Source organism: Streptomyces sp. NPDC036984, assembly GCF_055607665.1.
The window spans coordinates 185,180-197,567 of the sequence record NZ_JBVJRL010000015.1 but is presented as its reverse complement, the minus strand read 5'-3'; the positions used below and the strand labels follow the sequence as shown (position 1 = coordinate 197,567).

Sequence of the window (12,388 nt, the reverse complement as noted above, 5' to 3'; positions counted from 1 at the left end):
CTCGTCACGCGACGAGCATTGCACACCTGACCCCGTTCGATCACTCGTCTGCCGGGTGAGGCTTCATACGACCTTCATACAAGATCCCCGGCTGTGAAGAACGGCTGGTGCCGAGAGAGGGGCGAACGGCGCGCCGGGGCGGGGGTGGAGGGGCCCACCGGGGCCGACCAGGCCCGGAACGGGGAAGAAGTGGGTACGGAAGCGTGAAACCGGCCCGACGCGATGACGGGCCCCGGGGGTGGGTCCCCGCAGGGTCAGCGGCCCGTGCCGCGGCCGGCCAGGGCCTCGCTGACCGCCCGGACGCTGCGTGCGATGTGCTGGAGCTGAAGGACCTCGGCCGCGTACATCTTGATCGTGTGCTCGATCACCGACTCGGGCAGTCCGAGCACCGGCAGTTCGGCCCGCGCGGTCTGGAGGGCGGTCCGCGCGACCCGGATCTCCTGCTGCACCTGGATCTGCGCGTGCCGGGCGAGCAGAACCGGGTGCCGGATGAGCGCCGGATAGCTGGCGTAGCGCGCGGGGATCAGTTCGCGCAGCCACTTGGCGGCCGAGCGCTCCCAGTCGTACGAGCCCGGCGTCTTGACCTGGCAGGGCCAGTCGGGGCTGATGCGCGTGCTGGTCAGGGTCATGATCATCGCTTCCGGTGTGCGGCGTCGTGAGGGTGTCGACGGATTCGGGGCGGCCCCGGCCTAGGGGATGGCCGGGACCGCCACAGGCGCGTCGCGCAGACGGCGCGCCCCGGTACACCCCCGGCGCCGACGTGGGTAGGGGACGGCGGCTGGGGATGTCCGTGCGGGAGCCCCTGGGGCCGGGAACCGGCGCTGCGTGCGGTGATGCGTGCGCATGGGCGGTCCGTCGGCTTTCTCGGGGCGGTGTTGCGAGCGGTGAGTCCGCCGAGCAGTATTTATATATGCCGACCGGTTTGCAAGACGTATGAAAACATTCATGCGCAGTATGGGGTGAATGATCCCCGTCCAGGCGGTTGGGGACCGCAAGATCTTCACGAATGCCCGAGGCGGGCGGAAGGATCGGCCGTTCAGTCCCGCAGGAAGAACTGGTGCTGTTCCGACAGCTGCTCGTACTTCTCGAGCCGGCCCTGGGTGCGCTCCGGATCGGCGTCCGTCATGGCCTGCAGCAGCGCCGCGGCCAGCACGCCGGGCGCGGCGTAGGAGTCGAACACCAGCCGCGAACCGGTACCGGTCGCGAAGACGATGTCGGCCTCGTCGGCCAGCGGCCCTAGCGCCAGGTCGGTCACGAGCGCGACCTTCAGACCGGCGCCGCGCGCCACCCGGACGGCGTTGAGCGTCTCCTGGGAGTGCCGGGGCATGGCGAAGGCCAGCACCCAACTGCCGCCGGCCTCGCGGGACTGGAGCAGCGCGTCGTAGGCCACGCTGCCGCCACGGGTCACCAGCCGCACGTCCGGGTGGATTCGGCGGGCCGCGTAGCCGAAGTACTCGGCGAGCGACACCGAGATGCGCAGGCCCAGCACGGTCAGCGGGGTGGAGCGGGACAGCTCGCGGCCGACGTGGATGACCCGGTCGGGGTCGGCGAAGTCGCGCCGCAGGTTCTCCAGGTTCTGGATCTCCCCGTCGACGGCCGCTTGAAGCTCGTTGGCCCGGTTCTCCTCGCCGGGGCCGCCGGCGAGGCTGCTCAGCGCGATCGACTGGAGCCTCTCGCGCAGCGCGGGATAGCCGCTGAAGCCGACGGCGGCGGCGAAGCGGGTGACGGAGGGCTGACTGACCCCGACCCGGTCGGCCAGCTCGGTGATCGACAGGAACGCGGCCTCGGTGATGTGCTCGATCAGGTACTGGGCGATGCGCCGCTGTCCCGGTGACAGACGGGGGCCGTCGAAGAGTTCCCGGAGCCGGGAGGTCGGGGCGGCCTCGGCCTCGGGCACCGCCTTGCCCGATGTGATCGCTGATGCCTGTGCGCGTGCCTGTTGCGGCGAGGACACGGGTCGGCCTCCTTCTTCTGCCCGAGCACTCAACATAGCTCACCGACCGCCGTGACCAGGGGGTTGAGGCGCCGGGCTCACCGCCGCCAGAGACCGATCGAATGGCCCACCTCACCGACGGGCCGGCTGCTCGCGATCAGCTCGGCGAGCCTCCCGCGCGCCTTGGCGGCGGCCGAGTCCGACACCACCAGCAGCCCGTGCACCCGGTCCGGCGGCACCGTCCGCGGATCGGCGGCGCGGATGCCGTAGGACGACGGCACTCCGCTGCCCTTGTACACCAGCCACACCCGCTCGCCCGGATACCGCTCCCTCAGCCGGTCGGCGAGCCGCCCCAGGTCCTGTCCCCAGTCCACGTTGGAGTCGTGCAGCAGCCGGTGGGTGTGCGCCGGCCCGCCGAACGCCTCGTTCGCGTACGGCAGGTAGTACGGGAACGTGCGCAGCGAGCTCACCGTCACCCACAGCACCAGCGCGCCGGTGAGGAGCCTGTTCCACCGCGGCCGCGGCGCGAGCGCGCAGGCCGCCGCCACCGCGAGGAACACCGGCACGAACAGCGCGTACCGGGTGCCGAAGTCCCGCGATCCCGTCATCGCCGCCGCCAGCAGCACCGCCGGCGGCAGCAGCAGATACGGCGCCGCGGGCCGGGTGCGCCGCCGCGCCACGACCGCCACGGCACCGGCCCCGCCCAGTGCCAGCAGCCCGAGCGGCGTCTTCACCAGCAGGGCGGCCGGCAGGTAGTACCAGAGCGAACCGGTGTACAGGTGCCCGAACAGATAGCCCTGCCAGGGGTGGTCCTCCAGCCCGAACTGCACCCGCATCCCGGCCCGGTACGCCGGCGGCAGCGGCAGCAGTTCCACCAGCCGCCCGCGCAGTCCGGCCACGTCCGGCACCGGCTCGGCGGGCACGAACCGCAGCCGGGGGTCGACGGCCGTGTACGCGGCCCATACGACGACGACCGCCACCAGCGCGACGACCACCGCGCCGGCGCCCGCCGCCAGCACGGTCCGCCGCCGGCCGGCGAGCTGCGGGAACGCCGGCCGGCCCGGCCGCGGGACCGCGCGCGATCCCCGGGCCCCCCGGAACCGGGCGATCGGGCCGGCCCGTCGCGAGCACCCGCCGGAGGACGGTGCGAACGGATCAGTTCGCCGCGACGCCGTGCCGGGGCGCACGGCGTGCACGGTCGACACCGCTGCCAGTGCCATCAGGACCGGCACCGCCGGCAGCGTGCTCATCTTGGTCGCCAGGGCCGCGCCCAGCGCCGCCCCCGCCAGTGGCAGGTACCGGGCGGGACGGCGCCGGGCCCGCCAGGCCAGCCAGGCCGAGGTCAGGACGAAGGCGGTCGCCGCCATGTCCAGCGTGGCCAGCGAGCCGTGTGCGACGACATCGGGCGAGAAGGCGTACAGGGCGAGCGCGAGCAGTCCGCCCGCCGTGCCCGTCAGGTCCCGGGCGAACGCGAACGCGACCAGCCCGCCCAGCAGCGTCAGCGTGATGACCGGCAGCCGCGCCCACAGCATCAGCCGCCAGGGGTCGTTGCCCGACTCGTACAGCAGATGCCGCCCCACGTCGCCCTGGGTGCCGGTGTACGACGGGTCGTAGTGCGGGTCCGCCACCGCCACCCCGGCGGCGATCAGCAGCTTCCCGAGCGGGGGATGCTCGGGGTTGTAGCGCAGCCGGTGTTCGTGCAGGTAGTCGGTGGCCGTCGCGACGTACACCGGCTCGTCGATGGTGGGGGTCTGCTGGACGGCCGTGGTGACCATGGCCGCGGCCAGCTGCGCCAGCAGCACGGCGACGAGGAGCGGCAGCAGCCACCGCCGGTGCCGGCGCAGCCCGGCGGCCAGGCCGGCGGGGAGCTGCCCCACCGGCCCCGCGGCGGGCGCCTCGGGTGTGAGGACCGGGTGCTGTTCGCGCGCCATCATCCGTCCCTCGGTGGCACCGGCCGCGCGGTGGCGGGAGGGCTCGGGGGCCGGATCACGGCCCTACTGTCGCACCGCTCCCGCCCCCGCGGGCGTCACCGCCGCACGAGTCGTACCGACAGACCTTCTGCCGTGTACACGGGTACGGACCGCAGCCCGCCGGGGTTCACCTCGAGCCGCTCGAACCGCCCGGCCGGCCGGGGCGCGGCCAGGACCGGCAGGGTGCTGCCCGCGGCCGGCGGCCGTTCGGTGTCCAGCCGCAGCGCCGGCACGGCCGCGTCGCCGAGCACGGCCCGGTGCCCGACCGCCAGCGGCGCCCTGCGGCCGGGCCGCAGGGTGACCTCCACCGTGCCCGCGTGCGGGGCGTACGCGCCGCGCACCCGCAGTCGCCCGGCGACGCGTGAGGTCGGCGAGGACGTCGGTCCGGTAGGTGTCCACGAACGCGGCCGGTGCGGCCGCGGCCTTCGCGTCGGCCGCCGGCAGCCAGGCGGCGACGGCCGGCACGGCGAGCACCCCCGCCGACGCGGTCAGCGACCTGGTGAGGAGCCCGCGCCGGTTCAGTACGGGGGAGCGGTGCCCGGCAGATGACGGCATGCCTGTGCCTCTCGGAAAGGGTTCTTCGGGAACGCCCCTGCCCCGGTGCGAAGTTGCGCGGTCCCGGGAGAGGCATGTGACGAGGAGGGGGGAACGGGTGCGTATCCAGGGCCGGTTCGTGTCCCGCCGGGGAGAATCCGGCGTCCGGCGCGTGTGCGACGGGTGAAGGGAACAGGCCGCCTCCGCCCTCGCCGCCGACCCGCGTGGCTACGGCGACCTGCGTGGCTACGGCGACCCGGACGAGGGCCGACGCCACCTGGTCGACCCGGTGGGCGGCGCGCACGGCGAACCCGCACGGACGCTGAGCGCCTGAGCGCCTGAGCGCCTGAGCGCCTGAGCGCCTGAGCGTCAGAGCTCCGGCACCGGCGGCGCGGGCAGCGCGGTGTCCTGCACCACGAGGTCCGCCCGCTTCCGCGTCGCCGCGACCAGGTCGGCGTTGCGCTGGTCCGTGCCCCGCACCCAGGCCACGGCCGCCGCGTGCTCCTTGCCGAACTCCTCGTGCCGGGCGACCAGCCGGCGGATCCGCTCCTCCTCGGCGGTCTCGCAGAACCACACCTCGTCCAGGTACGGCCGCACCCGTGCCCACGCGCCCCGCGTCAGCAGCAGGTAATTGCCTTCGGTCACCACCAGCCGCGCCTCGGGCGGCACCGGGATCGCGCCGGCCAGGGGCTGCTCCAGCACCCGCTCGAACCCCGGCGCGTACACCACCTCGTCGGTCTCCTCGCGCAGCCGCCGCAGCAGCGCCGCGTACCCGGCCGCGTCGAAGGTGTCCGGCGCGCCCTTGCGGTCCCGGCGGCCCAGCCGGTCCAGTTCGGCGTCGGCGAGATGGAAGCCGTCCATGGGCACGTGCGCGGCCCAGGCCGGGCCGTCGCCGTTCAGGGCGGACACCAGGCGCTCGGCCAGCGTGGTCTTGCCCGCGCCGGGCCCGCCCGCGATGCCGAGCAGGGCACGGCGGCCGTCGCGGGGCAGCGCGCGGGCGCGGGTGAGAAGGTCCTCGAAGGTCAGCGGCACACGAGAGAGTGTGGCACCGCCCGCGCGCCGCGTGTGTGGCGTGCGCCACCCACTGGAGTGCCGCCGACGGGGAACAGTCCTGGGTATGACTCAGCTCGGTCTGCCCGACACCATCCAGGCCTGTCTCTTCGACCTCGACGGGGTCGTCACCAAGACCGCCGTCGTGCACGCGGCGGCCTGGAAGGAGACGTTCGACGCGTTCCTGCGCGACTACGAGGGCGAGCAGGGACGGCCGTTCGACGCAGGCGCCGACTACGACGAGTACGTCGACGGCCGCCCCCGCGCCGACGGCGTCCGCGCCTTCCTCGCCTCGCGCGGCATCCACCTGCCCGAGGGCGGCCCCGGCGACCCGCCCGACGCCCGGACCGTGCACGGCCTCGGCAACCGCAAGAACGACCTGCTGCTCGCGAAGATCCGCACCGGCGGTGTGGAGGCGTACGAGGGCACGCTGCGCTATCTGGAGGCGGTCCGCGCCGCGGGGCTGCGCACCGCGATCGTCTCCTCCAGCGCCAACTGCCGGGACGTGCTGCGCTCCGTGGGCGCCGAGCACTTCTTCGACGTACGCATCGACGGTCTGGTCGCCGCCGAGCGCAAGCTGCCGGGCAAGCCGCACCCCGACACCTTCCTCGCCGCCGCCCGCGACCTGGGCGTCGACGCGGCCCGCGCGGCCGTCTTCGAGGACGCGCTGGCCGGCATGGACGCGGGCCGTGCGGGCCGCTTCGGATACGTCGTCGGGGTGGACCGGGTGGGCCAGCGTGACGCCCTGTACGCGCACGGCGCCGACATCGTCGTCCGGGATCTCGCCGAACTGGGAGGCAAGCAGTGATCACCGACCGCTCGTACGCCGTCGAACCGTGGACCGTCCGGGAGACCGCCCTCGATCTCGATGTCCTCGCCCAGAGCGAGTCGGTGTTCGCCCTGTCCAACGGGCACGTCGGCTGGCGCGGCAACCTGGACGAGGGTGAACCGCACGGGCTGCCCGGCAGCTACCTCAACGGCGTCCACGAGGTGCACCCGCTGCCGTACGCGGAGGCCGGCTACGGCTACCCGGAGTCCGGGCAGACGGTCATCAACGTCACCAACGGCAAGGTCATCCGGCTGCTGGTGGACGACGAGCCGTTCGATCTGCGCTACGGCCGGCTCGTCGCCCACGAACGCGTCCTGGACCTGCGCCGCGGGGTGCTGGAGCGGACCTGCGAGTGGACCTCCCCGGCCGGCTCCACGGTCCGGGTCCGCTCCACCCGGCTGGTGTCGCTGACCCAGCGCGCGGTGGCCGCGGTGGCGTACGAGGTGGAGGCCGTCGGCAGCCGCAGCCGGGTGGTGATCCAGTCCGAGCTGGTCGCCAACGAGAGCCTGCCGGAGCCGGACGGCGACCCGCGCGCGGCGAAGGCGCTGAAGTCGCCGCTGGAACAGGAGGACGGCTTCGCCTCCGGCGACCGGTTGCGGCTGGTGCACCGCACCCGGCGCAGCGGCCTGAGGGTCGCCGTGGCCGCCGACCACGTGGTCACCGGCCCCGAGCGCACCACCCGCCGCAGCGAGAGCGGCATCGACGTGGCCCGGCTGACCGTCACCTCGGTGCTGGAGCCCGGCCAGACCCTGCGGGTGGAGAAGCTGGTCGCCCACGGCTGGTCCGGCGCCCGGTCGCTGCCCGCGATGGCCGACCAGGTCGACGCCGCGCTCGCCGCCGCCGCGCACGACGGCTGGCAGGGCCTGCTCGCCGACCAGCGGGCGTGCCTGGACGACTTCTGGGCCCGCGCCGACGTCGAGGTGGAGGGCGACGAGGAGATCCAGCAGGCCGTCCGGTTCGCGCTGTTCCACGTCCTTCAAGCCGGGGCCCGCGCCGAGCAACGCGCGATCCCGGCGAAGGGACTGACCGGCTCCGGCTATGACGGGCACGCCTTCTGGGACACCGAGATGTTCGTGCTGCCCGTGCTCGCCCACACCGCGCCCCAGGCCGTCGCCGAGGCGCTGCGCTGGCGGTACAACACCCTGGACGAGGCCCGGGAACGCGCGGCTCAACTGGGGCTCGCCGGAGCCGCGTTCCCCTGGCGGACCATCGCCGGCCCGGAGGGCTCGGCCTACTGGCCGGCCGGCACCGCCGCCTTCCATGTGAACGCCGGCATAGCCGACGCCGTCCTCCGGTACGTCGAGGCCACCGGCGACACCGACTTCGAGCGGGAGACCGGTGTGGAGCTGCTGGTGGAGACGGCCCGGCTGTGGCGCTCGCTGGGCCACCACGACCGGCACGGCGTCTTCCACCTGGACGGCGTCACCGGTCCCGACGAGTACAGCGCGGTCGCCGACGACAACACCTACACCAACCTGATGGCCCGCCAGAACCTGCGGGCCGCGGCCGACGCGGCCGAACGCCACCCGCGCGAGGCGCGGCGGCTCGGTGTGGACGAGGAGGAGAGCGCGGCCTGGCGGGACGCCGCCGACGCCATGCACCTGCCCTACAACGACGAACTCGGCGTCCACGAACAGCATGCCGGGTTCACCCGTTACCAGCGCTGGGACTTCGCCGGCACCCGCCCCGACCAGTACCCGCTGCTGCTTCACTTCCCCTACTTCGACCTCTACCGCAAACAGGTCGTCAAGCAGGCCGACCTGGTCCTGGCGATGTACACGTGCGGCGACTACTTCGAGCAGGAGTACGACGAGGAGCAGATCGCCCGGAACTTCGCCTACTACGAGCCGCTGACCGTGCGCGACTCCTCCCTGTCCGCCTGCTGCCAGGCCGTCATAGCCGCGCGGACCGGCCATCTGGACCTCGCCTACGCCTACACGGCCGAGGCCGCGCTGATGGATCTCCAGGACCTGGAGCACAACACCCGGGACGGGCTGCACATCGCCTCGCTGGCCGGCACCTGGATGGCGCTGGTCGCCGGCTACGGCGGCATGCGGCGCGACGGCGAGCGGCTGCGGTTCGCGCCCCGGCTGCCCGAGCGGCTGCGCCGCCTCGCCTTCCACCTCCAGTTCCGCGGACGCCGGCTGCGCGTGGACATCGGTGCGGACAAGGCGACCTACCAGCTGCTGGACGGCCCGCCGCTGACGCTCCGCCACCATGGCGAGCCGCTGACGATCAGCACCGACGAGCCGGCCGTGCGGGCCGTACCGCCCCTGGCCCACAGCCCCGCCCCGGAACAGCCGCTCCACCGCGCGCCGAACGCGGGCCCGGCGCCGCAGGGCGGGTGAGCGACGCCCGGGCACCGGGCCGGTGAACACACGCCCGTCGGCACCGGGCCTCGTTCGACGGGCGGCCGGGCCGCCGCGGGCAGACCGGGCCGCATCCGCGGGCAGGCCCGGGCGGGGCGCGGCGGCCCCCGGCGCCTTCACGGGCCGCCACCGGCCAGCAGCTCGCGCAGCGCCCGCTCCTTCACGCGCCGCCACCGGCCAGCAGCTCGCGCAGCGCCCGCTCCTCCTCGGCGCTCAGCCCGGTGACGAACTGCTGGAGCGCGGCGATCGGGTCCGGCCCCCGGTCCAGGGCCTCGTGCATCGCCTCGGCGGTCAGCTCGGCCGCGTTCTTGGCCGGCCGGTAGGCGCCGCGCCGCCCGTCGGCGTCCCGCAGCACCAGCCCTTTGTCGTACAGGCGTTTGAGGATCGTGTGGACCGTGTTGTAGGCGAGACCGCCGCCGATCTCGTGCTGGATCTCCGCCGGGGTCAGCGGCCGCTCGGTGGCCCAGAGTGCGGCCAGCACCTCGCTCTCCAGCTCCCCGGCACTGCGCCGCTCTGCCCTGCCGCGGGCCCCTGTGCCAGCCATGGCTCAACCTTACAGCGCGTAGGGCCGTCGGCCGGATGGCCCTACCGGCCGGGCCCGGGTGGGGGATTCGCGTTAGTTTGGCCGTGTTCTCCGCTGCTCCCGTCCTCAGCCCTGGAGGCTCAGTGTGGACAGCGGGCCCTACGGGTCGTAGGGACGGAGGGGCGGACATGGCCGGCAGTGCCCACGCGACACTCGGTGCGGCGAGCCGTGAGCGCTCGCGCCACACGTCCGCCGGTACCGCGCGCGCCACTTGGCCGCTCGCGGCCGTCGCCGGGATCTTCACCCTCGCCCAACTCCTCCTCGTACCGCCCGGCCTGGGCCTCGGCTGGGACGAGACCGTGTACGTCAGCCAGGTCAGCGGACACGCTCCCGCGGCCTTCTTCAGCGCGCCCCGCGCACGGGGCATCACGCTGCTCGTCGCACCCGTCGCGTCCTGGTCGTCGTCCACGGCGCTGCTGCGGATCTACCTCGCCCTCCTGTCCGGCCTCGCCCTCTTCCTGGCGCTGCGTGCCTGGCGCGGTCTGTTCCCCGTCCGCGTCCTCGCCCTTGCCGGTGCCCTGTTCGCCTCGCTGTGGGTGACCCTGTTCTACGGCCCCCAGGCCATGCCCAACTACTGGGTCGCCGTCGGCGCCCTGGCCGCCGTCGCCTGCTTCCTGCGCGCTCGTACCGACCGCGCCGCGCTGTGGGGCCTGGCGGCGAGCGCGGCCCTGATGGCGTGGATGCGGCCGGTGGACGCGGTCTGGGCGGCCCTGCCCCTGCTCGCCCTCGGTCTGGCGCGCCGCCACCGGCCCGCAACTCCCGTCCTGCTCGCCGGGCTCGCCGGCGGTGTCGCCGAGTGGGTCGTCGAGGCGTTCGCGCGCTACGGCGGCCTGGCGCGCCGGCTGTCCGACGGCTCCGCGATCCAGGGCGGCCTCGGCTGGCACCTCGCCGTCGTGGACCAGCTGCGCAGCCTGGGCGGGCGGACCCTGTGCCGACCCTGCACCGGCGCCCTGCCGCACCCGGTGCTCAGCGTCTGGTGGTTCGCGCTGCCGCTGCTCGCCGGCCTCGCGCTGGCCGTCGCCGTCCGCGCCCGGCGTACGGCGGCCACGGCGACGGCGCTCGCCTGCGCGGCGACCGCCGCCTTCCCCTACCTGTTCCTGATCGGCTACGCGGCCCCCCGCTTCCTGCTCCCCGCCTACGCCCTCCTCGCCATCCCGGCCGCCGACGCGCTGCTCCACCTGCTGACGGCCCGGCGTCCGGCCGGGAGTCCGGGACAGCCTTCGGCCGGTCGTCCGGCCCGGCACCGTATTCGGCACCCGGTCGCGCACCAGGGCCGGCGCACGCTTCCCCGCCCGGCCCGGCGTGCCGTCCCCCGCCCGATCGTCGTCGCGCTGGTCTGCGCCGGGCTCGTCGCCCACCTCGCCGTGCAGCTCGCCGTCGTCCTGCGGACTGTCCGCAACGCCGACATCGCCCACCGGTCCTGGTCCCGTACCGTGGCCGAGCTGCACCGCCACGGCGTCCGGCCGCCCTGCCTGCTCACCGGTCACGAGGCCATCCCGGTCGCCTTCGCCGCCGGCTGCTCCTCGGCCGCGACGGCCGGGCCCAACGCCAACACCACCGACGAGGGCATCACCCGGGCCGCCCGGCGGATGCCGGTCGCCACGCTGGTGCCGACGGGCGCCGGGCCACCCGGATACGCCCGCGACTGGGCCTCCGTACCCGTCGGCCGGGTGCGGCTCTACTACGTCGTACCGGACACCGGCTCATGACCTCCCCGGCGGAACTCACCGCGGCCCTCGGCCGGCGGCGCGCCTACTGGCACGCCGGTGTCTGCCTCGCCGTGCTGCTCGGCGTGCTGTACCTGGCCCGCCGGCACTGGCCCGCCGTGGAGAGCGGGGCCGGGCGGCTGGCGGTCGCCGACCACGGCTGGCTGCTGGTCGGCGCGACGGCGGCCGTCGGCACCTGGGCGGCCTCCGCGCTCGCCCAGCAGGGCGCCGTCGTGGCGAGACTGCCCGGCCCCCGGCTGGCGGCCGCCCAGTTCGCCGCCTCCGCCGCCAACCACCTGCTGCCCGCGGGAATCGGCGCGGGCGCGGTGAACCTGCGGTTCCTGATGCGCTGCGGGCTGTCGGCCGGGCGCGCGGCCACAGCCCTCGCCGTCAAGGCGACCGCGGGCGCCGCCGTCCGGCTGACGCTGATCGCGCTGCTCGCCCCGGTCTGCCCGGGACTGCTCCGCGTCCCGCACGTCCCGCCGACGGCACTCGCCGCGGCCCTGGGCGCCACCGCACTCGTGGCGGTCCTGCTCGTCACGCCCTGGTGGCCGCGCTGCCGGCGCGGGCTGGGTGCCGTACTGGCCGACATCCGCGCGCTGCACGCCTGTCCGGCCCGCGCGGCGGCCCTGTGGGGCGGTTCGCTGGCCTTCGCCGCGCTGCACGCGCTGGTCCTCATCGCCGTCACCCGGGCCGTCGGGCTGCCGCTCGCCCCGCTCCAGGTGGCCCTGCTGTACCTCGCCGCCAGCAGCGCCGCCGCCCTGCTGCCCACCCCGGGCGGCCTCGGCTCCCTGGACGCCGCGCTCGCCCTCGCCCTCACCGCCGCCGGCACCTCCGGCGCCGCTGCCGCCTCAGCGGTGCTCGGCTATCGGCTGCTGACCGTGTGGCTGCCGCTGCTTCCCGGTCTGCTGGTGCTCTGGGTGCTGGTGCGGCGCAAGGCCCTGTGAGGGCCGGAGAACTTCCCGGCCGCCCGGTTCAGGTAGGAGTCGGATACGGACAGGGGAGACAGGAGGGGGAGCCATTTCGGGACACGACAGCGCCGGCCTGCCGAGCCGGGCCACGAGGGGCAATTTGATCGCCCAGCGCGATCTGGAGAAGGTGCACCCCGCCGACGAGCACACCGGTCGCCTTCGCCGGCACCGTCGGGCTCGCCCTCGACATGGTGCGGCTCTACAACTCAGCCGCGAGACGGTCCGCCGGCGCGCCGACCGCCCGGACGGACCGCACGCCACCGTCTGACCCGGACCGGGCCGGGCTTTCCCGGTCCGCGGCCGTCGCCCTGCCGGTGCGCAAGACGGGCCGTGCCGAGGAGAAGTGGACGGCGTACCTGGCCGAGCAGTCCGCCGACTGATCCGTTCGCGGCTGGGCGGGGTTAACGATCCGGCCACGGGAAACGCGGATCGGGACCGCCCGC

At 74.8% G+C, this 12,388-nt stretch carries 11 protein-coding genes and 1 pseudogene; 6 read left to right on the top strand and 6 right to left on the bottom strand.

Annotated elements, in window-relative coordinates:
• Nucleotides 1-254 precede the first annotated feature (254 nt).
• From ACZ7DL_RS26200 to ACZ7DL_RS26180, 5 genes are all read right to left on the bottom strand, one after another.
• Nucleotides 255-635: a hypothetical protein gene (locus ACZ7DL_RS26200; RefSeq protein WP_360737813.1), complete on the bottom strand. Its 381-nt coding sequence runs from the start codon at nt 633-635 to the stop codon at nt 255-257.
• 401 nt (nt 636-1,036) lie between these two features.
• Nucleotides 1,037-1,954, bottom strand: a complete 918-nt coding sequence (locus ACZ7DL_RS26195) for a MurR/RpiR family transcriptional regulator (RefSeq protein ID WP_470777554.1) — start codon at nt 1,952-1,954, stop codon at nt 1,037-1,039.
• Nucleotides 1,955-2,031: 77 nt separating this feature from the next.
• Nucleotides 2,032-3,867 (bottom strand): ArnT family glycosyltransferase, encoded by a 1,836-nt coding sequence (locus tag ACZ7DL_RS26190; RefSeq protein ID WP_470777552.1) that lies wholly within the window; start codon nt 3,865-3,867, stop codon nt 2,032-2,034.
• A gap of 92 nt (nt 3,868-3,959) precedes the next feature.
• Nucleotides 3,960-4,244: a hypothetical protein gene (locus tag ACZ7DL_RS26185; protein ID WP_470777550.1), complete on the bottom strand. Its 285-nt coding sequence runs from the start codon at nt 4,242-4,244 to the stop codon at nt 3,960-3,962.
• A 562-nt stretch (nt 4,245-4,806) separates the two neighbouring features.
• On the bottom strand, nt 4,807-5,469 hold the full coding sequence (locus ACZ7DL_RS26180) for a nucleoside/nucleotide kinase family protein (RefSeq protein WP_470777548.1): 663 nt from the start codon (nt 5,467-5,469) through the stop codon (nt 4,807-4,809).
• Nucleotides 5,470-5,554: 85 nt separating this feature from the next.
• On the opposite strand from ACZ7DL_RS26180, the gene ACZ7DL_RS26175 reads away from it, so the two are divergent.
• The gene (locus ACZ7DL_RS26175; protein WP_470777546.1) at nt 5,555-6,295 is read left to right on the top strand and encodes an HAD family hydrolase; all 741 of its coding nucleotides are present in this window, start codon (nt 5,555-5,557) and stop codon (nt 6,293-6,295) included.
• Nucleotides 6,292-8,664 carry a glycoside hydrolase family 65 protein gene (locus ACZ7DL_RS26170; protein WP_470777545.1) on the top strand — a complete coding sequence of 791 codons (2,373 nt, stop codon included), beginning with the start codon at nt 6,292-6,294 and terminating at the stop codon, nt 8,662-8,664. Before ACZ7DL_RS26175 ends, ACZ7DL_RS26170 begins: the two co-directional genes overlap by 4 nt.
• Nucleotides 8,665-8,845: 181 nt before the next feature.
• Here the strand turns inward: ACZ7DL_RS26170 and ACZ7DL_RS26165 are convergent, their stop codons facing one another.
• Nucleotides 8,846-9,229 (bottom strand): BlaI/MecI/CopY family transcriptional regulator, encoded by a 384-nt coding sequence (locus ACZ7DL_RS26165; protein ID WP_470777543.1) that lies wholly within the window; start codon nt 9,227-9,229, stop codon nt 8,846-8,848.
• Nucleotides 9,230-9,396: 167 nt separating this feature from the next.
• Between ACZ7DL_RS26165 and ACZ7DL_RS26160 the strand changes: the two genes are divergently transcribed.
• The 4 genes and pseudogenes from ACZ7DL_RS26160 to ACZ7DL_RS26145 all read left to right on the top strand — a co-directional run bounded on the left by ACZ7DL_RS26160 (nt 9,397) and on the right by ACZ7DL_RS26145 (nt 12,325).
• Complete coding sequence (locus tag ACZ7DL_RS26160; RefSeq protein ID WP_470777541.1) at nt 9,397-10,977, top strand: hypothetical protein; 1,581 nt, start codon at nt 9,397-9,399, stop codon at nt 10,975-10,977.
• Complete coding sequence (locus ACZ7DL_RS26155) at nt 10,974-11,921, top strand: lysylphosphatidylglycerol synthase domain-containing protein (RefSeq protein ID WP_470777539.1); 948 nt, start codon at nt 10,974-10,976, stop codon at nt 11,919-11,921. Before ACZ7DL_RS26160 ends, ACZ7DL_RS26155 begins: the two co-directional genes overlap by 4 nt.
• A 106-nt stretch (nt 11,922-12,027) precedes the next feature.
• A pseudogene (locus tag ACZ7DL_RS26150) lies at nt 12,028-12,148 on the top strand (proteasome subunit beta); the annotation flags it as partial.
• The gene (locus ACZ7DL_RS26145) at nt 12,134-12,325 is read left to right on the top strand and encodes a hypothetical protein (RefSeq protein ID WP_470777623.1); all 192 of its coding nucleotides are present in this window, start codon (nt 12,134-12,136) and stop codon (nt 12,323-12,325) included. The pseudogene ACZ7DL_RS26150 and the gene ACZ7DL_RS26145, both read left to right, overlap by 15 nt.
• Nucleotides 12,326-12,388: the final 63 nt, after the last annotated feature.